Genomic DNA, 23775 nt, shown 5'->3' with positions numbered 1-23775 from the left:
TGGGCACCGTGCTCGCGCCGCCCAAGCTGTTCATCACCAACTGGGCGGCCCCCCTGGACCGGTCGCCCATCGCGGTCGGTGTCGGGGAGCAACTGCGGCGGCCGTCCCACCACCCCCGGGGGTCGGGACGGCTTCCACCAGGAATCCACCTGACACCGATTCCGGGTTGTTCATCACCTGAGTCACCTGATGGGGTGAACGTCCGGTATTGGAGTATCCGGGATCTTGTCCCTCTGTCCATCCTTGGGCACGCCAACGCGGCAGTGAACAAGGAGCTTTCGGGTGGACATGCACAACGCGCGCGATGCCGGGGCGGCCCGGCTGGACGATCCCTGGTACGACGCGCTCGCCTCCGGCTGGGACGGGCCGGACGAGACGGCCGCCCCGCCCCGGCGCGCCCGTCCGCCCGCCGCCGAGGAGGTCTATACGGAGGTGCACGGCAGCGCCGCCTTCCAGGAGGTGCGCAGGCGCTACCGCCGCTTCGTCTTCCCCGCGGCCGCCGCCTTCCTGCTCTGGTATCTCGCGTACGTCGTCGCGGCGACCACCGCGCCCGGTGTGATGGCCCGTCCGGTGGCGGGATCGCTCAATGTCGCGATGGTCGCGGGCCTCGCCCAGTTCGCCACCACCTTCCTGCTGACCTGGGCGTACGCCCGCCACGCACGGCTGCGCCGGGACCGGGTCGCGCTGGAGCTGCGCTGGGTGACGCAGGAGATGATGCGGGGGCACGGGCGGTGACCGGCAATCAGCAGAGCCTCGCGCTCCTGCTCTTCGGCGTCTTCGTGGCCGCCACCCTCGCGATCACCACCTGGGCGAGCCGTCGCCGGCAGGGCTCCCCGGAGGAGTTCTACGCGGGCGGGCGGCTGTTCTCTCCGATGGAGAACGGCTTCGCCATCGCGGGCGACTACATGTCGGCCGCCTCCTTCCTCGGTATCTCCGGCCTCATCGCGCTCTTCGGCTACGACGGGGTGCTCTACTGCGTCGGCTTCCTGGTGGCCTGGCTGGTGGTGCTGCTGCTGGTCGCCGAACTCGTCCGCAACTGCGGCCGGTTCACCCTCGCCGACGTGCTGGCCGCGCGGATGAGCGAGCGCCCGGTCCGGATCGCCGCGGGCGTCTCCTCGGTCACCGTCTGCGTGCTCTACCTGGTCGCCCAGATGGTCGGCGCGGGCAGCCTGGTCGCCCTGCTGCTGGACGAGACGGGATCCCGGGCCCGGTCCTGGACGGTCATCGGCGTCGGCACCCTGATGGTGGTCTTCGTCGCGCTGGGCGGGATGCGGGCCACGACCTGGATCCAGATCGTGAAGGCCGTCCTGCTGATGGGCGGCGCGGTGGCGCTCACCGTGCTCGTCCTGGTCCGCTTCAACGGCGACATCGACAGCCTGCTGAGCACCGCGGCGCTGCACAGCGGGCAGGGCGCCGACTTCCTCGCCCCGGGCCTCGCGTACGGGGACGGCTGGACCGCCCGGCTGGACTTCGTGAGCCTGGGCGTCGCCCTCGTCCTGGGCACCGCCGGGCTGCCGCACATCCTCTCGCGCTTCTACACCGTGCCGACCGCCCCGGCCGCCCGGCGGTCCGTGATCTGGTCGATCGGGCTGATCGGCGGCTTCTACCTGATGACGATCGTGCTGGGCTTCGGCGCGGCCGCCGTGCTGGGCACCGACGCCGTACGCAGCTCCAACGCGGCGGGCAACACGGCCGTGCCGCTCCTCGCGCTCGACCTCGGCGGGGGCGCCGGGTCGACGGGCGGGACGGTGCTGTTCGCGATCGTCGCCGCCGTCGCGTTCGCCACCATCCTCGCCGTCGTCGCCGGGATCACCCTGGCCTCCTCGGCCTCCGTCGCGCACGATCTGTACGCCTCGCTGAGCCGCCGCAAGGACCGCACACCGCGCAGTGAGGTCGCGGTCGCGCGGGTCGCGGCGGTCGGGATCGGGGCGGCGGCGATCGGCCTCGGGCTGCTCGCCGACGACCTCAACGTGGCCTTCCTGGTGGGGCTCGCCTTCGCGGCCGCCGCATCCGCGAACCTGCCCGTCCTGCTGTACGCGCTGTTCTGGCGGCGGTTCACCACGCGCGGTGCGGTGTGGTCGGTCTACGGCGGGCTGGTCCCGGCGGTGGTGCTGGTGGTGCTGTCCCCGGTGGTCTCCGGCGGCCCCGACGCGATCTTCTCCGGGGTGGATTTCCACGTGTTCCCGCTGCAGAATCCGGGTCTGGTCTCGGTCCCGCTCGGCTTCCTCGCCGGGTGGCTCGGCACGGTCCTCTCCGGCGAGGCGGCGGACGCCCGCGGGCACGCGGCCCGGCACGCGGAGACGGAGGTACGGGCCCTCACGGGGGCGGGAGCCGCCTGAGCGGGCGCCCCCGGGTCAGACCCAGTCGTAGCGGTGTTCCGGGCGGCCGGTCTCGCCGTACTTGAGGCTGAGCCGTACCCGGCCGGTGCGCTCCAGGAGCTTCAGATAGCGCTGGGCGGTCTGTCTGCTGAGCGAGGCGCGCTCGGCGACCTCCTGGGCCGACAGCGGGCCGTCGGCGCCGCGCAGCACCTCCCGTACGAGGTCGGCGGTGAGCGCCGAGTGGCCCTTGGGCAGCTCGGCGGGACCGGCCGAGGCGCCGCCCAGGGCGCCGAAGATCCGGTCCACCTGGTCCTGCCCGGCCTCGCCACCGCCCGCCAGGGCGCGGCGGAGCGCCGCGTAGCCCTCCAGCTTGGCCCGCAGCCCGGCGAAGGTGAACGGCTTCACCAGGTACTGCAGCGCGCCGTTGCGCATCGCGGCCTGGACGGTGCCGATGTCGCGGGCGGCGGTCACCATGATGATGTCGGTGTGGTGGCCCAGCTGCCGCAGCCGCCCCACCAGCGCGAGCCCGGTCTCGTCCGGCAGATAGTGGTCGAGCAGGACGAGATCGGCGTGGCCGCGCTCCAGGAAGGCCAGCGCGTCGGCGGCCGTGTGCGCCTGCCCCGTGACGCGGAAGCCCGGCACCTTCCCGACGTACGCCGCGTTGACGCGGGCGACCCGCACATCGTCGTCCACGACCAGTACCTCGATGAGGCCGCCCGGGCCGGTGTCCGATGTCATCGGGGCTCTCCTGTCGCGGTCAGCGGCGCCTCGGCCGGGTCCCCGGCCGGTCCCTCGGCGGGTTCCTCGGTCAGCGCCTCGGGGAGGACGACGGTGAACTCGGCGCCGCCGCCGTCGCGGTCGGCCACCCGCGCGCTGCCGCCCTGACGCTCGGCGAGGCGGCGTACCAGCGCGAGACCGATGCCGCGCTGTCCGTGCGCGGGCGGCTTCTTGGTGGACCAGCCCTCGGTGAAGACCAGATCGCGCCGGTCGGCGGGGACGCCGGGTCCGGTGTCCGAGACCCGCAGCAGCACCGTACGGTCGTCCGCGCACAGCTCCACCTCGACCAGTGGCCCGGCCGAACCGACCGCCGCGTCCAGCGCGTTGTCGATCAGGTTGCCGACGATCGTCACCAGGCCCGGCGGGTCCACCAGCCGGTCCGGCAGCAGGGTGCCCCCGGCGATGCGCAGGGACACCCCGCGCTCCGTGGCGACGGTGGCCTTGCCGACCAGGAGGGCGGCCAGCAGCGGATCGTGCACCCGCTCGGTGACCTGCTCGGCGGTGGCCCGGTGGACGCCGACCGCTTCGGTGATGAACTCGACCGCCTCCTCGTGGAGTTCGAGTTCGAGCAGGCCGAGGAGGGTGTGCATCCGGTTCGCGTGCTCGTGGTCCTGGGCGCGCAGCGCGTCGATCAGCCCGCGGGTGCCGTCCAGCTCGCGGCCGAGGCGTTCCAGCTCGGTGCGGTCGCGCAGGGTGGCCACCGCGCCGCCGTCGTCCGTGGGCATCCGGTTGGCGACCAGCACCCGGCCGCCGCTGACGGTCAGCAGATCGGCGCCGGTGACCCGCCCGGCGAGCACATCGGTCGTCCGGCCGGGCGGCAGCACCGCCTCCAGCGGCTGTCCGGTGTCGTCGGCGCGCAGATCCAGCAGCCGCTGCGCCTCGTCGTTCATCAGCCGGATGCGGCCGTGCGCGTCGAGCGCGACGACCCCCTCGCGGATGCCGTGCAGCATCGCCTCGCGCTCGGCGAGCAGCGCGGAGATGTCGGAGAAGGCGAGGTCGTGGGTGCGCCGCTGCAGCCTGCGGGAGACCAGATAGGCCGCCAGGGCGCCCATGGCGAGCGCGCCGCCCGCGTACGCGAGCATCCCGGGAAGCGCGCCGAGCAATCGGCCGCGCACGGTCTCGTACGCGATGCCGACCGATACGGCGCCCACGATGCGGCCGTCCCGGTCGCGCAGCGGCACCTTGCCACGGGCCGAGCGGCCGAGCGTGCCGTTGTCGATCTGCATGACCTCGTGGCCCGCGAGGGCGTCGTCCGGGCTGGTGGAGACGTGCTTGCCGATCTCGCCCGGGGAGGTGTGCGACCAGCGGACCCCGCGCCGGTCCATGATCACGACGTACTCGGCGCCGGTCGACCGGCGGATGCGCTCCGCCGCGGCCTGGACCGGGCCTCCCCTGGTGGGGCGGGTGTGCTGCAGCGCCGTGACCAGCCGTGGTTCGGTGGCGGTGGTCTGGGCGATGGCCAGCGCCCGGCGCATGGCCTGGTCGTCGAGCTGGGAGCCGAGCGGGCGCAGGAAGAGCCCGGTCGCCAGCACGGTGACACCCGTGGCGATGGCCAGCTGCATCAGCAGCACCTGGGAGAAGACGCGTCGGGGCCAGCCGATGCGCCACCTTGAGGGCGCGGAGGGCGGCCCCGGCGGTATCGCGGCGCTCATGGCAACGAAGGGTAACGAAGGGCGGGGCGTGGACACCCCCTGGTGCCCCCCCCCGGCGCGCTTCCTGGCGCGGCGGCGGAGGTCGGGGGAGCGGTCTGTCAGCGTCCGCCGAGGGCGACCGTCCGTCCGTCGCGCGCGGGCCGCACCGCGTGGATGCCGACCACGTCCATCCGGGCCGGGGAGCCCAGCGGCGAACCGCAGCTCTGCTGCCTCGGCGGGGCGGCCGCCACCTGCGCCACGCTCACCCGCCACACCCGGCCGTCGGTGTGCGCCACGGTCACCGACCAGGCGGGGGCGGCGCTCTCGGTCCGCACGACGGTCAGCGCGTCGGCCCCGTCCTCACCGGTCAGCTCGCGGACCGCCAGTTCGGCCGCCTGACCGGGCCGCTCCCAGGCGGAGCGGCCGCGGCAGCCCTCGGTGGCCACCCGGTTCTCGCGCAGCGCCGCCAGGGTGTCCTTGACGTCCTGGGCGGTGGTCCGGCCGTAGGCGTAGCCGTGCGGCAGGACGACGAGCGTCGGCGAGAAGCGGTGGCCGCCGATGTGGGTGATCTCCCAGGTGCCCTCCACCCCGGCGGAGGTCAGCTCGGCGGCTAGCGGGCGGCCGAGCAGCGCGCAGCAGCGGTCGCGCTTGCCGTTGGTGCACACCAGTACCAGCGGATCGCCGGTGTACTCCTGCCACGCCCCGTGGGCGTCGTCGGGGAACTCCGCGGGAGCGTCGTCGGCCGCACCGGCCAGCCCGCCCGGGTCGCCCGCGCCCAGCGCGGCGAAGTCCAGGTCGAGCAGCCGCCCCGGGTCGGCGAGGGCGGTCGTACGGATCCAGGAGCGGCCGGGCCGGGTGTGCGCCACGAACACCCGGTGACGGCTGCCCGCGTGCAGGTCGGCATGGCGGCCGGGCCGCCGGATCAGCGCCACCCGGACACCGGTGCCCTCGGCGGCGCGCTCCAGGGCGCGCCCCACGGCCGGGTCCAGACGGCTGGCCGTGAGGGCCTCGGTACCCCAGGGGCCCGGTTGTTCGAGAAGAAGCCAGGTGGGGGCGGTGGCCGCCGTCCCGGCGAGAGGCTCGGACAGATCCCGGGAAGCGGTCGTGCACGTGCTCACGAAGGTAAGCCTAACCTCTGTCGATCAGCTTCGCGCACGGGTGGGGGAATCCGGGTGACGGGGGAGCGAGACGGTCCGGTTTCCCCCGGGGGCGCGGCCTGTTCCGTGGGGGCGGGGACGGCGGGAGAATGGCGCTCCGGGGGCGGAGGGGGGGGCTGATGCGCGGACTGTGGGCGCGGTGGCGCGGACGCCGTGGGAAGCGCGGGAGACGGCGGCTGGACGCGGCGCTGAAGGCCAGGGTGCGGGCGGCGTACGCCGAGGGGCGGCCGATCCCCGAGGAACTCGCCCGGCGGGCGGCGCTCGCCGGTGACCGGGAGGGCATGACGGTCTACGGGATCGGGCTCGGCAACCGCGGTGCGTTCCCGGAGGCCCTGCACTGGCTCGGCAAGGCGGTCGCCGCCGGGGACCTCACCGCGCTGGTGGTGCTCGGCACCCTGCATCTGGACCGTGGCGATCCGGCCGAGGCGGAGCGGCACTTCCGGAAGGCGGCCGACCGAGGCCACCCCGGCGCCCGGGTCGCGCTCCAGCAGCTGCGGGCCCGGCGCAACGGAGCCGCCGGGCACTAGGCAGTGGCCGCATGCGCGGGGGCGCGGCACCCATCCGGTGCCGCGCCCCTGACCACTCGCTTACCGCCGGTCCTACACCGGACCGGCGACCACCGCCACAGGCTTGTCGAGCGGCACTCCCGAGCCGTCCCGGCGCGGATCGGGCTCCGGCAGGGGCACCGGGGCGCCCGCGGCCGACGCCGCGCGGGCCGGGGTCGCGCCCGCCCAGGCCAGCACCAGACAGTCCTCGCCCTTGAGGAACCGCTGACAGCGCACCCCGCCCGTGGCCCGCCCCTTGCGCGGGTACTGGTCGAAGGGGGTGAGCTTGGCCGTCTGCTGTGCGGAGTCGTCGAGCGTGCCGTGCGCACCGGAGACGGTGAACACCGCCGCGTCGGCCGCCGGATCGACCGCGGTGAAAGAGATCACCTTCGCGTCGGGAGCGAGCTTGACGCCCGCCATGCCGCCCGCGGCGCGCCCCTGCGGCCGTACCTGCCCCGCCGGATAGCGCAGCAGATGCGCGTTGTCCGTGATGAAGACCAGGTCCTCCTCGCCTGTGCGCAGCTCGACCGCGCCCACGATCCGGTCGCCCTCCTTGAGGCCGATGACCTCAAGCTCGTCCTTGTGGGCCGGATAGTCCGGGACCACGCGCTTGACGACGCCCTGCTCCGTGCCGATGGCGAGCCCCGGCGAGGACTCGTCCAGGGTGGTGAGGCAGATCAGCTCCTCGTCGTCCTCCAGGGACAGGAACTCGGCGATCGGCGCGCCGCCCGCCAGATTGGGGGGCGCGGACGACTCCGGTAGCTGGGGCAGGTCGATGACCTGGAGCCGCAGCAGCCGCCCGGTCGAGGTCACCGCGCCGACCTCCGCGCGGGCCGTCGCCGGGACCGCCGAGACGATCACGTCGTGCTTGCTGCGCTTGGTCTGCCCCTCGCCCGCGAACAGCTCCCCGTTCGCCGTACGGGCCAGCAGCCCGGTGGAGGACAGCAGCACCCGGCACGGGTCGTCCGCGACCTCCAGCGGCACGGCGGCCAGCGGGGCGTCGGCGGACTCCAGCAGCACCGTACGCCGCGGGGTGCCGAACTTCTTGCCCACCGTGGCCAGTTCGGAGGAGACCAGCTTGCGCAGCTCGGCGTCCGAGTCGAGGATCCGGGTCAGCTCCTCGATCTCCGCGTTGAGCCGGTCGCGCTCCGACTCCAGCTCGATCCGGTCGAACTTGGTCAGCCGGCGCAGCGGAGTGTCCAGGATGTACTGGGTCTGGACGTCCGACAGGCTGAAGCGGTTCATCAGCGTTTCCTTGGCCTGCGCCGAGTTCTCGCTGGACCGGATGAGCCGGATGACCTCGTCGATGTCGAGCAGGGCCACCAGCAGCCCCTCGACCAGGTGCAACCGGTTGCGCCGCTTGGTGCGGCGGAACTCGCTGCGCCGGCGCACCACGTCGAAGCGGTGGTCGAGGTAGACCTCCAGCAGCTCCTTGAGCCCGAGCGTGAGCGGCTGGCCGTCCACCAGCGCCACGTTGTTGATGCCGAAGGACTCCTCCATCGGCGTGAGCTTGTAGAGCTGCTCCAGCACGGCCTCCGGGTTGAAGCCGTTCTTGATCTCGATCACCAGGCGCAGGCCGTGCGCACGGTCGGTGAGGTCCTTGACGTCCGCGATGCCCTGGAGCTTCTTCGCGCCGACCAGGTCCTTGATCTTGGAGATGACCTTCTCGGGGCCGACGGTGAAGGGCAGTTCGGTGACGACGAGGCCCTTGCGGCGGGGCGTCACGTCCTCCACGGCCACCGTGGCGCGGATCTTGAAGGTGCCGCGCCCCGTCTCGTAGGCGTCCCGGACACCGGCGAGCCCGACGATCTGACCGCCGGTCGGCAGGTCGGGGCCCGGCACATGACGCATCAGCGTGTCGAGGTCGGCATTCGGGTGCCTGATCAGATGGCGGGCGGCGGCGACCACCTCGCCCAGGTTGTGCGGCGGCATATTGGTCGCCATGCCGACGGCGATTCCGGACGTGCCGTTGACCAGCAGGTTCGGATAGGCGGCGGGCAGGGTGACGGGCTCCTGCTCGCTGCCGTCGTAGTTCGGCGAGAAGTCGACCGTGTCCTCGTCGATGGACTCGGTCATCAGCGAGGTCGCCGAGGCCATCCGGCACTCGGTGTAACGCATCGCGGCGGGCGGGTCGTCATTGCCCAGCGAGCCGAAGTTGCCGTGGCCGTCGACCATCGGCAGGCGCATCGAGAACGGCTGCGCCATGCGCACCAGCGCGTCGTAGATCGACGCGTCGCCGTGCGGGTGGAGCTTACCCATCACCTCGCCGACGACGCGGGCGCACTTGACGAAGCCGCGCTCGGGGCGCAGCCCCATCTCGTTCATCTGGTACAGGATGCGGCGGTGCACGGGCTTGAGCCCGTCGCGGGCGTCGGGCAGCGCGCGCGAATAGATGACCGAGTAGGCGTACTCGAGATAGGAGCCCTGCATCTCGTCGACGACGTCGATGTCGAGGATGCGCTCCTCGAAGTCGTCCGGCGGCGGACTCTTCGTGCTGCGGCGGGCCATCGCGCTTGCGGCTCCTTCAACGGCAGAGCGGGATCTGACGCGGACCATTGTGGCCCCGTCCGCCGACAACTGTGGAACGGGCCATCCCCCGGAGGCTCCGTGAGCACCCCTCGGCGGCCGTGCCGGTCCGTCCCCGGGAGCCCCCAGGGGACCTTGGCCGGACCTTTGCGTGACGGGAACTTCGCCAGATGTCCGTGCGGTTGCATACAGTGACAGAAGCGCTCATCACAGCGGTTCGCACGCGCTCCATCACGCGATCGAAGGGACGTACATGCCCATGGGTCACACGGCCACGCAACAGGCCGGCTCCGGCGGCCTGAAAGCGACCGAGCACCGTCTGGCCAACGGCCTGCGGGTGGTGCTCTCCGAGGATCACCTGACCCCGGTCGCCGCGCTCTGCCTCTGGTACGACGTCGGTTCACGCCATGAAGTCAAGGGGCGTACCGGCCTCGCCCACCTCTTCGAGCACCTGATGTTCCAGGGCTCGGCCCAGGTGACGGGGAACGGCCACTTCGAGCTGGTCCAGGGGGCCGGCGGCTCGCTCAACGGCACGACCAGCTTCGAGCGCACCAACTACTTCGAGACGATGCCCGCCCACCAGGTCGAGCTGGCGCTGTGGCTGGAGGCGGACCGGATGGGGTCCCTCCTGACCGCGCTGGACGAGGAGAGCCTGGAGAACCAGCGGGACGTCGTCAAGAACGAGCGCCGCCAGCGGTACGACAACGTGCCGTACGGCACGGCCTTCGAGAAGCTCGTCGGCATGGCCTACCCCGAGGGCCACCCGTACCACCACACCCCGATCGGCTCGATGGCCGACCTGGACGCCGCCTCCCTGGAGGACGCCCGGGAGTTCTTCCGCACGTACTACGCGCCGAACAACGCGGTGCTGTCCATCGTCGGCGACATCGACCCCGAGCAGACGCTCGCCTGGATCGAGAAGTACTTCGGCACCATCCCCTCCCACGAGGGCAAGCGGCCGCCCCGCGACGGCACGCTCCCCGAGGTCATCGGCGGGCAGCTGCGCGAGGTCGTGGAGGAGGAGGTCCCGGCCCGCGCCCTGATGGCCGCCTACCGGCTGCCGCACGACGGCACCCGTGAGGCCGACGCGGCCGACCTGGCGCTGACCGTCCTCGGCGGCGGCGAGTCCTCCCGGCTGCACAACCGCCTGGTGCGCCGTGACCGTACGGCCGTCGCCGCCGGTTTCGGCCTGCTGCGGCTGTCGGGCGCGCCGTCGCTGGGCTGGCTGGACGTGAAGACCTCGGGCGGGGTCGAGGTGCCCGGCATCGAGGCCGCCGTCGACGAGGAGCTGGCCCGCTTCGCCGAGGAGGGCCCGACCCCGCAGGAGATGGAGCGCGCCCAGGCGCAGATCGAGCGCGAGTGGCTGGACCGGCTGGCCACCGTCGGCGGCCGCGCCGACGAGCTGTGCCGGTTCGCCGTGCTGTTCGGCGACCCGCAGCTGGCCCTGACCGCCGTGGGGCGGGTGCTGGACATCACCGCCGAGGAGGTGCGGGCCGTGGCCGCGGCGCGGCTGCGCCCCGACAACCGCGCCGTGCTGGTCTACGAGCCCGTCCAGGGCGCCGAGGACGCAGAGCAGGCCGACGCCGCAGAAGCCGCCGACATCGACGCAGAAGGGGAGGCGGCCCAGTGAGCGACGCCGTCACCGCCACCATGACCTTCCACCCGCAGCCGCAGGGGGGCGCCCCCAAGCCGTGGGCCTTCCCGGCGCCCGAGCGCGGTGAGCTGGCCAACGGGCTGACCGTGCTGCGCTGCCACCGCCCCGGCCAGCAGGTCGTCGCGGTGGAGATCAACCTGGACGCCCCGCTGGACACCGAGCCGGCCGGTCTGGAGGGCGTCGCCACGATCATGTCGCGCGCCCTGTCCGAGGGCACCGACAAGCACACCGCCGAGGAGTTCGCCGCCGAGCTGGAGCGCTGCGGCGCCACGCTGGACGCCCACGCGGACCACCCCGGCGTCCGGGTCTCCCTGGAGGTGCCGGTCTCCCGGCTGCCCAAGGCGCTCGGCCTGCTCGCCGACGCCCTGCGCGCCCCCGCCTTCCCCGACGGTGAGATCGAGCGGCTGGTGCGCAACCGGCTCGACGAGATCCCGCACGAGCTGGCCAACCCGGCCCGCCGCGCCTCGATGGCCCTGGCCAAGGAGCTGTTCCCGACCGAGTCGCGGATGTCCCGGCCGCGCCAGGGCACCGAGGAGACCATCGAGGGCATCGACGCGGCGGCGGTGCGGGCCTTCTACGAGGCGCACGTCCGGCCGTCCACCGCGACCGCGGTCATCGTCGGGGACCTGGCCGGGGTCGACCTCGACCAGGCGCTCGCCGACACCCTGGGCGCCTGGACCGGCGGCCCCGCCCCGCAGCGGTCGGTCCCGCCGGTCATCGCCGACGACACCGGCCGTGTGGTGATCGTCGACCGGCCCGGCGCCGTCCAGACCCAGCTGCTCCTCGGGCGCATCGGCGCCGACCGCCACGACCGCGTCTGGCCCGCCCAGGTGCTGGGCACCTACTGCCTGGGCGGCACCCTCACCTCCCGGCTGGACCGGGTGCTGCGCGAGGAGAAGGGCTACACCTACGGGGTGCGCGCCTTCGGCCAGGTGCTGCGCTCCACGCCGCCCTCGCCGGCCGGCGGCGGCTCGGCGGGCGCCTCGCTGCTGGCGATCAGCGGTTCGGTGGCCACCGAGGTCACCGGCCCGGCGCTGGAGGACCTGTGGACGGTGCTGCGGACGCTGAAGGAGGAGGGGCTGACGGACGCCGAGCGCGATGTCGCCGTGCAGAACCTCGTCGGCGTCGCCCCGCTCAAGTACGAGACGGCCGCCGCCGTCGCGGGCACCCTCGCCGACCAGGTCGAGCAGCACCTGCCGGACGACTTCCAGGCGCAGCTGTACGCCCGGCTCGCCGACGCGGGCACGGTGGAGGCGACCGCGGCGGTCGTGAGCGCCTTCCCGGCCGACCGGTTGGTGACCGTGCTCGTGGGTGACGCCTCCCGGATCGAGGAGCCGGTGAAGGCGCTCGGCATCGGAGAGGTGACCGTCATCACCGGCTGAGGCCGCTCAACGCACTACCCCCACAAGGACCCTGGCGTCGAGTAAGACGCCGGGGTCCTCCCATATGTCCGATGTGCGGGGCGTTTGGTTTGTGGCGAGAACAACAAAAACCCGTAACCGTTTGGTGATCGAAACACGGCCCGTCTAGCGTCAGTGCGGCTGTTCGCCGGATACCGCCGCACCCGCGGCACGGACAGCCATCGCCGAGTCCCATGGTGTGAGTGCCAGGGGAGCCGGGGACCCAAACGTCCCTGGGGTGAATCGGACGCCTTCCCCGGCCGGGGGAGGGGCCCGTAGGAGACCTTCCTGCTCCGAACCCGTCAGCTAACCCGGTAGGCGAGAGGGAAGGAAAGGAGTGCGCCACACCATGGCGTTCACCCGTGCCGCCGGGAAGCACCGACGTCCCAGCCAGACCGCCGTCCGCACCGGCGCGAACATCGCTGGCATCACCACGGTCGCCTCGGGCGTCGTCGCCGGGATCGCCGGCCCCGCCCTCGCCGCGACCGGAGAGGCGTCTGCCCAGGACACCGGTCTCCGGCAGGCGATGGTGATGGGCGACGGTCTCTCCGACCAGATCGACGCGCAGGCCCTGTCCCAGGAGAGCGCCGCAGAGGCCGCCGAAGCCAAGGCGAAGGCCGAGGCCGTGGCCCGCCAGGAGGCCGCGCGGAAGGCCGATGCCGCCGCGAAGAAGGCCAAGGCGGAGCGCGAGGCCAAGGAACGCGCCGCGCGTGAGGCCGAGCGCAAGCGCCTCAACACGTTCGTCTCGCCGATCGACGGCTCCTCCGTCTCCACCGGTTACCAGGCGTCCAGTGGCCTGTGGTCCTCCGGCAGTCACACCGGGATCGACTTCAGCGCCTCCACGGGCACCGAGGTGCAGTCGGTGGGCATGGGCGAGGTCGTCGAGGCGGGCTGGGGCGGCTCCTACGGCAACAACGTCGTCATCAAGATGAACGACGGCACCTACACCCAGTACGGCCACCTCTCGTCGATCGGCGTCTCGGTCGGCGAGAAGGTCACCCCCGGCCAGCAGATCGGCCTGTCCGGCGCCACCGGCAACGTCACCGGCCCGCACCTGCACTTCGAGGCCCGCACCGGCGCGGACTACGGTTCGGATATGGACCCGCTGTCGTACCTGCGCTCGCACGGCGTCAACCTCTGACCCGTCGCCCACTCCTGTCGAAAGGCCCCGTCCGCTCCGGACGGGGCCTTCGGCGTGCTCCGCCCCTATGGCCAACTGTGCCGCCGTGACCAAAAAATATCCCTGAATTTCCTTCGCCCATCGGAAATCCCGGCAGCTTCGAATAGAGTCGCTGAACGCGCGTCAATCGGATGCGTTTCGCGGGGTTGAGGCGGAGGTTCGACAATGCGGGACCGGAAGTGAACGGGGATACGGCCGCGCTCCAGGGCGGTCGCCGGATTTCGGCTCATGCGGTGTGTACGGCGATCCGTGACGACATCATCTCCGGTACCTGTCCGCCCGGCAGCCGGCTGACCGAGGAGCTGCTGGCCCGGCGCTACGGGGTCTCCCGGGTGCCCGTCCGCGAGGCGCTGCGCACCCTGGAGTCCGAGGGCTTCGTCACGACCAGGCGGCATGCGGGCGCGTGCGTCGCGCAGCCGTCCGAGAAGGAGGCGGCCGACCTCCTGGACATCCGGGCGCTGCTGGAGCCGCTGGGCGCCGCCAGGGCCGCCCAGCGGCGCACCGAGGGGCATCTGAAGGTGCTGCGCGGTCTGGTCCGGCTCGGCCAGGAGCGGGCCCAGCACGGCCGGCTGGGCGAGCTGCGCTCGCTGGGCGACTGGTTCCACGAGACGCTGGCCCAGGCGTCCGGCAGCCCGAGCCTGGCGGGGCTGCTGGTGCAGCTGCGGCGCAAGACGGCGTGGGTGTACGCGGTGGATCCGGCCCGGCGGTCAGCCCAGCCCGCGCAGGCCGTGCAGGTGGTGCCGGGCGTACCGGGCGCTGCCGGGGGCGCGGACCTGTCGGTGCGCGCCGTCGAGTCCTGGGCGGAGCACGGGGCGATCGTGGACGCGGTCGCGCGCGGTGATGCCGAGCGGGCGCGGGCGCTCGCCGCCGCGCACACCGAGCGTTCGCTGTCCGAATATCGATTGCGAAACGCGTCCCAGGTGAGGACTTCGAAACATTCCGTAAACACGGCGAGCGGCCGGAATTAACAGCCGCCCGGTAAAGCACCCAAGGGAATTCCGTATCCGGAAAAACAACGGGGCCGCGGTGATCCGTAATGGTTCACCGCGGCCCCGCCGCGCCGAAATGCGATTCGGACGGAATCAGACGGTCTCCGGAAGCTCCTCGAGGCCCTCGGCCACCAGCTTCGCCAGGCGGTCGAGCGCCGCCTCCGCGTCGTCGGCCTCGGAGGTGAGTACGACCTCGTCGCCACCCTGAGCGCCCAGGCCGAGCACGGCGAGCATGGAAGCGGCGTTGACCGGGGTGCCGCCCGCCTTGGCGATCGTGATGGGGACGCCGGCGGCGGTCGCCGCACGGACGAAGATCGACGCCGGGCGGGCGTGCAGGCCCTCGGCCCAGCCGATGTTGACGCGGCGCTCAGCCATGGTGTTGCCCTTCAGATCTGCGGGTGCTGTTGTCTAGACCAGATCATACGGTGTCCGGTCTCGCCCGGGTCGAGCCCGAGTGGGTCCGGTCATGTCCGAACGGGTCCGATACGGACTTTCCCTCGACATCCCCCGTTCACGCAAGGGTGTCCGTCATACGGACCCTTCCGTCCCGGTCCTCAGCCCGTACTCTGTCCCCATGCCGAGCCCGTCGGATCACCACGCGTACCCCACCCACTGGGAGGCGGACGTGGTGCTCAGGGACGGAGGCACCGCGCAGATCCGGCCCATCACCCCCGATGACGCGCAGCGCCTGGTCAGCTTCTACGAACACGTCTCGGACGAGTCGAAGTACTACCGCTTCTTCGCGCCCTACCCCCGGCTCTCCGACCGCGACGTCCACCGCTTCACCCACCACGACTATGTCGACCGGGTCGGCCTCGCGGCCACTGTCGGGGACGAGTTCATCGCCACCGTCCGCTTCGACCGCATCGACGAGAACGGCCTGCCCGCCCATCTCCCGCCGCCCTCCGAAGCCGACGCGGGCCGCGCCCCCGCCGACGAGGCCGAGGTCGCCTTCCTGGTCCAGGACGCCCACCACGGCCGCGGCGTGGCCTCCGCCCTCCTCGAACACATCGGTGCCGTCGCCCGCGAGCGCGGCATCCGCCGCTTCGCCGCCGAGGTGCTGCCCGCCAACACCAAGATGATCAAGGTGTTCACGGACGCCGGTTACACCCAGAAGCGCAGCTTCGACGACGGTGTCGTCCGCCTCGAATTCGACCTCGAACCCACCGACCGCTCCGTGGCCGTCATGCGCGCCCGTGAACAGCGCGCCGAGGCCCGCTCCGTGCAGCGGCTGCTCACCCCCGGCTCCGTCGCCGTCATCGGAGCCGGCCGGGCCCCCGGCGGAGTCGGCCGCACCGCGCTGCGCAACCTCCTCGACGGCGGCTTCACCGGGCGGGTCCACGCCGTCAACCACGCCTTCCCCGAGGACCGGACGCGGCTGGACCCCGAGGGCGTCCCGGCCCACCGCTCTCTGCGCGAGATCGACGGACCGGTCGACCTGGCCGTCGTTGCCGTGCCCGCCGCGCAGGTGCCCGCCGTCGTCGCCGACTGCGGCGAACACGGCGTCCAGGGGCTCGTCGTCCTCTCCGCCGGATACGCCGAGAGCGGCCCCGAGGGCCGCGACCGCCAGCGCGACCTGGTCCGCCAGGCCCGCACCTACGGCATGCGCGTTATCGGCCCCAACGCCTTCGGCATCATCAACACCGCCGAGGGCGTACGGCTGAACGCCTCCCTCTCGCCCCGGCTGCCGGTCCCCGGCCGCATCGGGCTGTTCACCCAGTCCGGCGCGATCGGCATCGCCCTGCTCTCCGGACTGCACCGGCGCGGTGCCGGGCTCGCCCGGCCCACCGGCGCGGAGGGGACGGCGGGTCTGGGGGGCCTCGCGGGCATGGTCGGTCTCTCCACCTTCGTATCCACCGGAAACCGCGCCGACGTCTCCGGCAACGACCTCCTCCAGTACTGGTACGAGGACCCGGAGACCGATGTCGCCCTCATGTACCTCGAATCCATCGGCAACCCCCGCAAGTTCACCCGGCTCGCCCGGCGCACCGCCGCCGTCAAGCCCGTCGTGGTCGTCAAGGGCGCCCGGCACAGCGGCAGCGCCCCCACCGGGCACGCCGTGCCCACCACCCGCATCCCCGACGCCACCGTCTCCGACCTGCTGCGCCAGGCGGGCGTGCTGCGCGTGGACACCGTCACCCAGCTCGCCGACGCCGGGGTGCTGCTCGCCTCCCAGCCGCTCCCGGACGGGCCGCGCGTCGCCATCCTCGGCAACTCCGAATCCCTCGGCCTGCTCACCTACGACGCCTGCCTCACCGAGGGGCTGAGCCCGCTGCCGCCCCGCGACCTGACCACGGCCGCCGCCCCCGAGGACTTCCACCACGCCCTGACCGGGGCGCTCGGCGACGACACGTGCGACGCGGTCGTGGTCACCGCCATCCCCTGGGTCGGCGACGCCCGCACCGCGGACCTGGCCGCGGCCGTCCGCAGGGCGGCCGCCGAGGCGCCCGGGCGCGGCGCGGCCAAGCCGGTGGCGGTGGTCCACCTGGAGGTCCCCGGCCTCGCGGAGGCCCTCGCGGGTGCCGGTGACCCGGCCTCGGAGCCCGGCGCCGCGCCACCGGCCGAGGCCCGCCGGATCCCGGCCTACCCAGCCGCCGAGCGCGCGGTGCGGGCGCTCGCCGAGGCCGTGCGGTACGCGCGCTGGCGGCGGGAGGCCGAGGAGCCCGGCCGGGTGCCGGAGTACGACGACATCGACGAGGCCGGGGCCGCCGCCGACATCGAGGTGCTGCTGGCCCCGCCCCAGGGAGCCCCGCCGGAGGCCCCCGCGCCGGACGGGCCCGGCGGCACCGGCATCGAGCTGTCCGCCGCCGACACCCAGCGCCTGCTGGCCCGCTACGGCGTCAGCGTGCTGCCCGCGCTGCCCGCGCCCGACCCCGACGCCGCCGTACGGGCCGCCGGGCGGCTCGGCTACCCGGTCGCGCTGAAGCCCACCGCCCCGCGGCTGCGCCACCGCACCGACCTGGGCGGGGTGCGGCTCGACCTCGGCGGGGAGACGGAACTGCGCCGCGCCTACGCCGAACTGACCGCCCATCTCGGCCCCGCCGAGGAGCTGGGCCTGGTCGTGCAGCGGATGGCGCCGCGCGGCGTCGACACCGTCGTCCGGGCCGCGATAGACCCCGGCGCCGGAGCCGTGCTCTCCTTCGGGCTCGCCGGTGCCCCGTCCGAACTGCTGGGCGACACCGCCCACCGGCTGGTCCCCGCCACCGACCGGGACGCGGCCGAACTCATCCGGTCCATCCGGACCGCACCGCTCCTCTTCGGCTGGCGGGGTTCCCACCCGGTGGACACCGCGGCCCTCGAAGAGCTGCTGCTGAGGGTGTCGCGGCTGGTGGACGACCATCCCGAGGTGGTCGCCGTCGATCTGGAGCCGGTGGTCGTCGCCCAGCGCGGCCTCTCCGTGCTCGGCGCGTCCGCGCGGCTGGCACCTCCGCCGGTGCGCACCGATCTCGGCCCCCGCCATCTGCCCGCCTACTGACGGCTCTGGACCCGGGCGGGCATGGGAGCCGGTGTCGGCGCCGCCCCGTAGGATGGTGTCCATGGCGAAGACCGGTACGACGACCCAGGGGCTGCGCGCGGCGATCGAGCGCAGCGGCTATTACCCGGCACTCGTGGCCGAGGCGGTGGAGGCCGCCGTGGGCGGCGAGCCGATCGTGTCGTACCTGGTCCATCAGGAGACCACGTTCGATGCGAACGAGGTCCGCCGCCATGTCACGGTCCTCGTCCTCACCGGAAACCGCTTCATCGTCAGCCACACCGACGAGCAGGCCGCGGACGGCACCTCACCGTCGCCGTACGCGACCACCTCCACCGAGTCGGTGAAGCTCCAGCGGATCTCCTCGGTCGTGCTCAGCCGGGTCGTCGCCAACCCCGAGTCGTACACCCCGGGCACGCTGCCCCGCGAGGTCGTGCTGACCATCGGCTGGGGCGCCGTCAACCGCCTCGACCTGGAGCCCGCCGCCTGCGGCGACCCCAACTGCGAGGCCGACCACGGCTACACCGGCTCGTCCACCGCCGACGACCTGAGCCTGCGGGTCAGCGAGGCGGGCGACGGCCCCGACACCGTCCGCCAGACCCTCGCCTTCGCCCAGGCGCTCTCCGAGGCCACCGCGGCCACGCCGGACACCGGCCGCTGATGCCCGGCTCCGCCACCGGCCCGACCACCGCCGCCGACTCCGCCTGGCCCGAGCCGGTGCCCCTCGACCCCCGCGCCGCTCCCTTGCCGCGCTACGGCACGGGATCGCTCGCCGATCTGCTGCCCGCGATCGCCGCAGGTCAGGGGGTTCCCGGGCTGGCGTCCGGGCTGCCCCTTGCCCCGGCCGACCGGGTCTGCGTCTTCCTCGTCGACGGCCTGGGCTGGGAGCTGCTGCGCGCCCACCCCGCCGAGGCGCCCTTTCTGACCTCGCTGCTGTCCAGCTCGCTGAACGGCACCGGCGTCCCGCTCACCGCGGGCTTCCCGTCCACCACCGCGACCTCGCTCGCCTCCGTGGGCACGGGGCTGCCGCCCGGCGCCCACGGCCTGCCGGGCTATACGGTGGCCGACCCCGCCACCGGCCAGCTGATGAACCAGCTGCGCTGGCAGCCCTGGACGGATCCGCACGCCTGGCAGCCGTATCCCACGGTCTTCCAGCTGGCCGACGCGGCGGGCGTGCACACCTGCCAGGTCTCCGCGCCGACCTTCGCCGAGACCCCGCTCACCAAGATCGCGCTGAGCGGCGGCACCTTCCACGGGCGGCTCTCCGGCGAGGAGCGGATGGACCTCGCGGCCGAGCAGCTCGGCGCCGCGGACCGCTCGCTCGTCTACACGTACTACAGCGAAGTGGATGGCAAGGGTCATCGCTTCGGTGTCGACTCCGCAGAGTGGCGTGACCAACTCCGCTACGTCGACGGGCTGGCCCAGCGGCTCGCCGAGCAACTGCCGCCCCGCTCCGCGCTGTACGTCACCGCCGACCACGGCATGATCGACATCCCCTTCGATCCGGAGTCGCGCCTCGACTTCGACACCGACTGGGAGCTGCGGGCGGGCGTCGCGCTGCTGGGCGGCGAGGGCCGGGCCCGCCATCTGTACGCGGTCCCCGGCGCGGCCGGTGACGTGCTCGCCGTATGGCGCGAGGTGGTGGGGGAGCGGATGTGGGTGGCCAGCCGTGACGAGGCCATCGAGGCGGGCTGGTTCGGGCCGCCCGGCGGCAGCGGCGGCGTGGACGACCGGGTCTACCGGCGCATCGGCGACATCGTGGCCGCCGCCTATGACGACGTCGCGATCGTCGCCTCGGAGACCGAGCCGAAGGAGTCCGCGATGGTCGGGCTGCACGGTTCGATGACCCCGGTGGAGCAGCTCGTCCCGCTGCTCGAAGTACGCTCCTGAGCGACCGCGTTGCCCCGGGGCGGCCGCCGCACCGGCTGCCTCCCCGTCACCCGTTCCGTACGAAAGGCTCCACCACCCCCATGCCCGAGCTGGTGTTCTTCTCCGGAACCATGGACTGCGGAAAGAGCACCCTGGCTCTGCAGATCGAGCACAACCGGTCGGCCCGCGGGCTCCAGGGGATGATCTACGCCCGGGACGACCGGGCGGGCCACGGCAAGCTCTCCTCGCGGCTCGGACTGGTCACCGAGGCCGTCGAAGCCGTCGCGGACCTGGACTTCTACGCCCATGTGGTCGGGGTGCTGACGGCCGGGGGCCGCGCCGACTACGTCATCGTGGACGAGGCGCAGTTCCTCACCCCGCTCCAGATCGACCAACTCGCCCGCGTCGTCGACGACCTGGAGCTGGACGTCTTCGCCTTCGGCATCACCACCGACTTCCGCAGCAAGCTCTTCCCCGGCTCCCAGCGCCTGGTCGAACTCGCGGACCGGGTGGAGGTGCTGCAGGTCGAGGCGTTGTGCTGGTGCGGCGCCCGGGCGACGCACAACGCCCGTACGGTCGGCGGTGAAATGGTCGTCGAGGGCGCCCAGGTCGTCGTGGGCGACGTCAACCGGCCGGAGAGCGAGGTCGGTTACGAGGTGCTGTGCCGCCGCCACCACCGGCGCCGGATGACGGCCGCCGGGGCGCGGGCCGCCAGCCTGTCCCCCGATGTGCTCCCGGTCGACTCGCCCGCCGCCCCGCCGAAGGTGCTCTAGGACTCCTGAGCCCGTACGACGGTGAAGGCCGCTCCTTCCCGGTCCGCGACCAGGGCCGCGCGCCCGGTCGCCCGGTCGGACGGCGGCTCGACCACCCGGCCGCCCAACTCGGCCACCCGGCGCACCGCTTCGTCCACGTCCGCCACCGCGAAGTACGTCATCCAGTGCGCGCCCCGATCGCGGGGCAGGGCCTGGCCCACGCTCCGGATCGCGCACACCGGCCGCCCGTCCAGACACAGGGTCCGGCGGCCGGGCCCGGGCGGCGGCGCGCTCTCCGTACCGTCCGCTTCGTAGCCGAAGACCATCTGGTAGAACTTCGTGACCGCGCCGGACTCGCGCGCCGTCAGCTCGTGCCAGACCGGGGTGCCCGGTGCTCCCGCCTCCCGGAGGGCGGCGTGCTCGTCCTCCTGCCACACGCCGAACACGGCGCCTTCCGGGTCGGAGGCGATCAGCATCCGGCCCGCCTCGTCCGCGTCCAGCGGGCCCACGGCCACGGTGCCGCCGCAGGCGCGGATCATCTCCGCCGTCTCGTCTGCGTCGTTCGAGGCCAGATAGGTCATCCAGGAGACCGGAAGCTGTCGTTCCGGAGGCAGCTCACCCAGTCCGGCGACCGGTCGGCCGTCCCGTAGCGCGCGGACGTACGCGCCGAGCTGCTGTGGCCCCGGGGCGAACTCCCAGCCGAACAGGGCGTGGTAGAAGTCCTGTGTCGCGGAAAGGCTGTGCACCATCAAACTCGTCCAGCAGGGCGTGCCCGGTGTGCGCCGAGTCGCTGCCTCGGTCATACGTCACTCTCTCCTCGGACCATCGTCGTGGCCGTGCGGCCCCGGCCGGTCGGCGGCGCGGGGCGGGATTACGGAGGTGCTGATGTGGGGGGCCCGAACGATGTTTGCACCACCTGCCGCGACAAGCGCCCCGGCCGCGCCGCACGATGTGCGCCCGGCAAGAAGAATGCCCGGTTTACTGCCGCACATCCGTTTCGCTGTGCTTACCGTTGAGTGACCATCGGCTGTGCGGTGGGTGATCGGGGGGTCCAAACGTCGCAGCGGTATCTACGCAAGGATGGTTCCCATGAATGCCATCATCACCGCACCCGATCTCATGAACGCACGGGCGGGGGAGCGTCCCCCGCTCCTGTTGGACGTGCGCTGGCAGCTCGGCGGCCCGCCCGGCCGCCCCGCCTACGAGGCCGGGCACCTGCCCGGCGCCGTGTACGTCGACCTCGACACCGAGCTGGCGAGTCCGGCCGGGGCGGCGGGACGCCATCCGCTGCCCGATCTTTCCGCGTTCGCGGCCGCGATGCGCCGGGCCGGGGTCGGCCGGGACCGGCGCGTGGTGACGTATGACGGCGGACAGGGGTGGGCGGCGGCGCGCGCCTGGTGGCTGCTCCGCTGGGCGGGCCACCCCGATGTACGGGTGCTCGACGGCGGTCTGCCCGCCTGGACGGCGGCCGGGGGCGCGCTGACCACCGACCTCCCGGGCGAGCCCGAGGGTGACTTCGTCCCGGAGCCCGGCGCCCTGCCGCTGCTCACGGCGGACGAGGCGGCCGCGCTCGCCCGGCGCGGGGTGCTGCTGGACGCGCGGGCGGGTGAGCGCTACCGGGGTGAGGTCGAGCCGATCGACCCGGTCGGCGGCCATATCCCGGGCGCGGTCTCCGCTCCCACCGCCGAGAACGTCACCGCGGACGGGCATCTGCTGCCCGCCGAGCGGCTGGCCGGGCGCTTCGCGGCCCTCGGCGCCACCGGGGACACCGAGGTCGGGGTGTACTGCGGTTCGGGCGTCTCGGCGGCGCACCAGGTCCTGGCGCTGGCGGAGGCGGGCATTCCGGCGGCCCTGTACGTGGGGTCGTGGAGCGAGTGGTCCGCCGACGGCAGCCGTCCGGTGGCCACCGGCCCCGAGCGCGGCTGAGCCCACACACAGCTCCGGGCCCGTCACCGACCTGCGGTGACGGGCCCGGAGCCCATTTCAGAGCGAGCGGCCCGGAGGCTACTCCTGCTTCTTGCGGCGCGTCCCGAAGACGATCTCGTCCCAGCTCGGCACCGCGGCCCGACGGCCCGGACGGACACCGTCCGCTTCCGCCTGGCGGTCCGTCGTACCGGTCAGCCGGTCGCGGTGGCCCGCGACCGCACGGGGCATCAGCACATCCGCGTACGCCGAACCCGCGCTCGCCGCCGGGGCGGGCGGCTCGACGGTCTCGGCCTCCTCCACCGGCTCGTCCGGCGGCGGGGGCGGCGCCACGACCGGCGTCTCGGGCACGACCATGTCGCCACGGAAGTTGGGCACGGCCTCCAGCAGGCTGGTCAGCGAGTCACGCTCGCCGCCCAGGCCGTCGTCCATCGAGGCGGAGGCCGGGACCGGCAGCGAGGACTCGTCCTCGTCGTCGCCGTGGTCGGAGGACGTCCCCCGCTCCCAGTCTCTTTCTCTGTCCCGGTCGCGGTCTCTGTCCTTGTCCCGGTCGCGCGGCAGCCGGGCGATGCGCGGCACGAAGGGGAAGCTGGGCTCCGGCGTGTCGTCGGCCTCGCCGATGAGCGTCCGCGCCTCGTCGTCCACGGCCTGGACCAGCCGCCGGGGCGGATCGTAGGTCCAGCTCGCCGAGTGCGGCTCACCGGCGACCCGGTAGACCAGCAGCACCTCCCAGGTGCCGTCGTCACGCCGCCACGAGTCCCACTGCGCGGTGTCCTTCTCGGCGCCGCGCAGCAGCAGCCGCTCCGCCACGGCCTCGCCGAGCTGCGGTCCGGTGTTCTCGCCGGGGCGGCGCACGGGTGTCTTACGGGCGCGCTCGGCCATGAACGCGCGCTCCGCGAGCACCGGGCCCTCGAAGCGGCGCACGCGGTCGACGGGGATGCCGGCCATCTGCGCGACCTCTTCGGCCGTGGCGCCAGCGCGTATACGGGCCTGGATGTCACGGGGCCGGAGATGGCTCTCGACCTCGATCTCGATCTGGCCGAGCCGAGCGCGGTCGTTGCGCACCGCGGCGCGCAGTCGCTCGTCGATGGGAAGCGTGTACTCCGTGCTGTCCGCAGCCTTGAGCACCAGCCGTGTGCCGTCGTTGCTGACGGCCACGACACGCAGTTCGGGCATGGGGACCTCCCGGGTGGTGCCTGCCGACGTCACGGTTGCGTCGCTGCTCTCCCGCTAGACGAGTGTGGCCTGCCCGGGTGCAGCCTGCCACAACTTTGCCGAGTTGCCCGGGCCGGTTCGTTGCCGCCCTCTGCCCCCTCCCGTTGGGTCCGGGCGGCCGGACGGGAAAGCGGGGCCAGGGCTCGCCACAGTACTCCATTCGGGCCGCTCGGGTGGAGCGGCGCGCCAGCAGAGTTCGGGCGTGGCGTGGTGATCCGGCGCCGAATCCTTCGAAGTGGGGCGCAATTTGGGTGGCAACTTTCACAGGAACGTCAGAATCGGAACGATCCGCTTCGGTTATAGTCCCCTTCCCTCTGTTTCCCTCTGCGAGCGGGAACGAATGTCCACGCGCGGGCGGGAGGCGCGC

Annotated in this window: 19 protein-coding genes and 1 riboswitch; of the genes, 12 read left to right on the top strand and 7 right to left on the bottom strand. The window is 73.2% G+C overall.

What is annotated here, in order from left to right; genetic code table 11:
• Positions 1-282: 282 nt before the first annotated feature.
• Together ACFV9T_RS17390 and ACFV9T_RS17385 are read left to right on the top strand one after the other, a co-directional pair.
• A complete protein-coding gene (locus tag ACFV9T_RS17390) occupies positions 283-735 on the top strand; it encodes a DUF485 domain-containing protein (RefSeq protein WP_385441035.1) in 453 nt (150 codons plus the stop codon).
• Positions 732-2339, top strand: a complete 1608-nt coding sequence (locus ACFV9T_RS17385) for a cation acetate symporter (RefSeq protein WP_385441034.1) — start codon at positions 732-734, stop codon at positions 2337-2339. The genes ACFV9T_RS17390 and ACFV9T_RS17385 overlap by 4 nt, the downstream gene beginning before the upstream one ends.
• 15 nt (positions 2340-2354) lie before the next feature.
• Here ACFV9T_RS17385 and ACFV9T_RS17380 read toward each other — a convergent pair whose 3' ends face one another.
• From ACFV9T_RS17380 to ACFV9T_RS17370, 3 genes are all read right to left on the bottom strand, one after another.
• On the bottom strand, positions 2355-3056 hold the full coding sequence (locus tag ACFV9T_RS17380) for a response regulator (protein WP_385441033.1): 702 nt from the start codon (positions 3054-3056) through the stop codon (positions 2355-2357).
• Positions 3053-4747 carry an ATP-binding protein gene (locus tag ACFV9T_RS17375; RefSeq protein WP_385441032.1) on the bottom strand — a complete coding sequence of 565 codons (1695 nt, stop codon included), beginning with the start codon at positions 4745-4747 and terminating at the stop codon, positions 3053-3055. The genes ACFV9T_RS17380 and ACFV9T_RS17375 overlap by 4 nt, the downstream gene beginning before the upstream one ends.
• A gap of 98 nt (positions 4748-4845) precedes the next feature.
• A complete protein-coding gene (locus tag ACFV9T_RS17370; protein WP_385441030.1) occupies positions 4846-5844 on the bottom strand; it encodes a sucrase ferredoxin in 999 nt (332 codons plus the stop codon).
• Positions 5845-6002: 158 nt separating this feature from the next.
• Between ACFV9T_RS17370 and ACFV9T_RS17365 the strand changes: the two genes are divergently transcribed.
• Entirely contained in the window at positions 6003-6410 is a 408-nt protein-coding gene (locus ACFV9T_RS17365) for a tetratricopeptide repeat protein (RefSeq protein ID WP_385441027.1), read from the top strand.
• Between the two features lie 72 nt (positions 6411-6482).
• Here ACFV9T_RS17365 and ACFV9T_RS17360 read toward each other — a convergent pair whose 3' ends face one another.
• On the bottom strand, positions 6483-8936 hold the full coding sequence (locus tag ACFV9T_RS17360) for a DNA topoisomerase (ATP-hydrolyzing) subunit A (protein WP_385441026.1): 2454 nt from the start codon (positions 8934-8936) through the stop codon (positions 6483-6485).
• 271 nt (positions 8937-9207) lie between these two features.
• Here ACFV9T_RS17360 and ACFV9T_RS17355 point away from each other — a divergent pair, with 271 nt between their 5' ends.
• The 4 genes from ACFV9T_RS17355 (at position 9208) to ACFV9T_RS17340 (ending at position 14156) form a co-directional block, all read left to right on the top strand.
• On the top strand, positions 9208-10584 hold the full coding sequence (locus ACFV9T_RS17355) for a M16 family metallopeptidase (RefSeq protein WP_385441024.1): 1377 nt from the start codon (positions 9208-9210) through the stop codon (positions 10582-10584).
• Between the two features lie 20 nt (positions 10585-10604).
• Positions 10605-11990 (top strand): M16 family metallopeptidase, encoded by a 1386-nt coding sequence (locus tag ACFV9T_RS17350; protein ID WP_385441148.1) that lies wholly within the window; start codon positions 10605-10607, stop codon positions 11988-11990.
• A gap of 191 nt (positions 11991-12181) precedes the next feature.
• Positions 12182-12344: riboswitch (cyclic di-AMP (ydaO/yuaA leader) on the top strand.
• Between the two features lie 13 nt (positions 12345-12357).
• A complete protein-coding gene (locus tag ACFV9T_RS17345) occupies positions 12358-13149 on the top strand; it encodes a M23 family metallopeptidase (protein WP_385441021.1) in 792 nt (263 codons plus the stop codon).
• 272 nt (positions 13150-13421) lie between these two features.
• A complete protein-coding gene (locus ACFV9T_RS17340; protein WP_385441020.1) occupies positions 13422-14156 on the top strand; it encodes a GntR family transcriptional regulator in 735 nt (244 codons plus the stop codon).
• 114 nt (positions 14157-14270) lie between these two features.
• Here the strand turns inward: ACFV9T_RS17340 and ACFV9T_RS17335 are convergent, their stop codons facing one another.
• Positions 14271-14552, bottom strand: coding sequence for an HPr family phosphocarrier protein (locus ACFV9T_RS17335; RefSeq protein ID WP_385441018.1), 282 nt, complete (start codon positions 14550-14552; stop codon positions 14271-14273).
• Between the two features lie 199 nt (positions 14553-14751).
• Between ACFV9T_RS17335 and ACFV9T_RS17330 the strand changes: the two genes are divergently transcribed.
• The 4 genes from ACFV9T_RS17330 to ACFV9T_RS17315 all read left to right on the top strand — a co-directional run bounded on the left by ACFV9T_RS17330 (position 14752) and on the right by ACFV9T_RS17315 (position 20291).
• Positions 14752-17652: a GNAT family N-acetyltransferase gene (locus ACFV9T_RS17330; RefSeq protein WP_385441016.1), complete on the top strand. Its 2901-nt coding sequence runs from the start codon at positions 14752-14754 to the stop codon at positions 17650-17652.
• Between the two features lie 61 nt (positions 17653-17713).
• Entirely contained in the window at positions 17714-18310 is a 597-nt protein-coding gene (locus tag ACFV9T_RS17325) for a DUF5998 family protein (RefSeq protein WP_063735875.1), read from the top strand.
• Positions 18310-19539, top strand: coding sequence for an alkaline phosphatase family protein (locus ACFV9T_RS17320; RefSeq protein ID WP_385441014.1), 1230 nt, complete (start codon positions 18310-18312; stop codon positions 19537-19539). Before ACFV9T_RS17325 ends, ACFV9T_RS17320 begins: the two co-directional genes overlap by 1 nt.
• Before the next feature lie 80 nt (positions 19540-19619).
• A complete protein-coding gene (locus ACFV9T_RS17315) occupies positions 19620-20291 on the top strand; it encodes a thymidine kinase (RefSeq protein WP_385441012.1) in 672 nt (223 codons plus the stop codon).
• Here ACFV9T_RS17315 and ACFV9T_RS17310 read toward each other — a convergent pair.
• Positions 20288-21073, bottom strand: a complete 786-nt coding sequence (locus ACFV9T_RS17310) for a VOC family protein (protein ID WP_385441010.1) — start codon at positions 21071-21073, stop codon at positions 20288-20290. The two genes, ACFV9T_RS17315 and ACFV9T_RS17310, sit on opposite strands and share 4 nt — an antisense overlap.
• Before the next feature lie 286 nt (positions 21074-21359).
• Here ACFV9T_RS17310 and ACFV9T_RS17305 point away from each other — a divergent pair, with 286 nt between their 5' ends.
• Positions 21360-22196 (top strand): sulfurtransferase, encoded by an 837-nt coding sequence (locus ACFV9T_RS17305; protein ID WP_385441007.1) that lies wholly within the window; start codon positions 21360-21362, stop codon positions 22194-22196.
• Positions 22197-22274: 78 nt separating this feature from the next.
• Here the strand turns inward: ACFV9T_RS17305 and sepH are convergent, their stop codons facing one another.
• Positions 22275-23402, bottom strand: a complete 1128-nt coding sequence (gene sepH, locus ACFV9T_RS17300; protein ID WP_385441006.1) for a septation protein SepH — start codon at positions 23400-23402, stop codon at positions 22275-22277.
• Between the last annotated feature and the right edge of the window lie 373 nt (positions 23403-23775).

Origin of the sequence: Streptomyces sp. NPDC059850, from assembly GCF_042731515.1 — a bacterium.
Taxonomy (GTDB): Bacteria; Actinomycetota; Actinomycetes; order Streptomycetales; family Streptomycetaceae; genus Streptomyces.
The sequence above is the reverse complement of the archived record's forward strand: the minus strand, read 5'-3'. Positions and strand labels throughout refer to the sequence as shown.

Bases quoted from the DNA above. Each gene is read 5' to 3' on its own strand.
- ACFV9T_RS17360 (WP_385441026.1), bottom strand. From the start codon at position 8,936: ATGGCCCGCCGCAGCACGAAGAGTCCGCCGCCGGACGACTTCGAGGAG.
- ACFV9T_RS17310 (WP_385441010.1), bottom strand. From the start codon at position 21,073: ATGACCGAGGCAGCGACTCGGCGCACACCGGGCACGCCCTGCTGGACG.
- ACFV9T_RS17380 (WP_385441033.1), bottom strand. From the start codon at position 3,056: ATGACATCGGACACCGGCCCGGGCGGCCTCATCGAGGTACTGGTCGTG.
- ACFV9T_RS17375 (WP_385441032.1), bottom strand. From the start codon at position 4,747: ATGAGCGCCGCGATACCGCCGGGGCCGCCCTCCGCGCCCTCAAGGTGG.
- ACFV9T_RS17305 (WP_385441007.1), top strand. From the start codon at position 21,360: ATGAATGCCATCATCACCGCACCCGATCTCATGAACGCACGGGCGGGG.
- ACFV9T_RS17355 (WP_385441024.1), top strand. From the start codon at position 9,208: ATGCCCATGGGTCACACGGCCACGCAACAGGCCGGCTCCGGCGGCCTG.
- ACFV9T_RS17365 (WP_385441027.1), top strand. From the start codon at position 6,003: ATGCGCGGACTGTGGGCGCGGTGGCGCGGACGCCGTGGGAAGCGCGGG.
- ACFV9T_RS17345 (WP_385441021.1), top strand. From the start codon at position 12,358: ATGGCGTTCACCCGTGCCGCCGGGAAGCACCGACGTCCCAGCCAGACC.
- ACFV9T_RS17315 (WP_385441012.1), top strand. From the start codon at position 19,620: ATGCCCGAGCTGGTGTTCTTCTCCGGAACCATGGACTGCGGAAAGAGC.
- ACFV9T_RS17320 (WP_385441014.1), top strand. From the start codon at position 18,310: ATGCCCGGCTCCGCCACCGGCCCGACCACCGCCGCCGACTCCGCCTGG.
- ACFV9T_RS17335 (WP_385441018.1), bottom strand. From the start codon at position 14,552: ATGGCTGAGCGCCGCGTCAACATCGGCTGGGCCGAGGGCCTGCACGCC.
- ACFV9T_RS17330 (WP_385441016.1), top strand. From the start codon at position 14,752: ATGCCGAGCCCGTCGGATCACCACGCGTACCCCACCCACTGGGAGGCG.
- ACFV9T_RS17350 (WP_385441148.1), top strand. From the start codon at position 10,605: ATGACCTTCCACCCGCAGCCGCAGGGGGGCGCCCCCAAGCCGTGGGCC.
- ACFV9T_RS17325 (WP_063735875.1), top strand. From the start codon at position 17,714: ATGGCGAAGACCGGTACGACGACCCAGGGGCTGCGCGCGGCGATCGAG.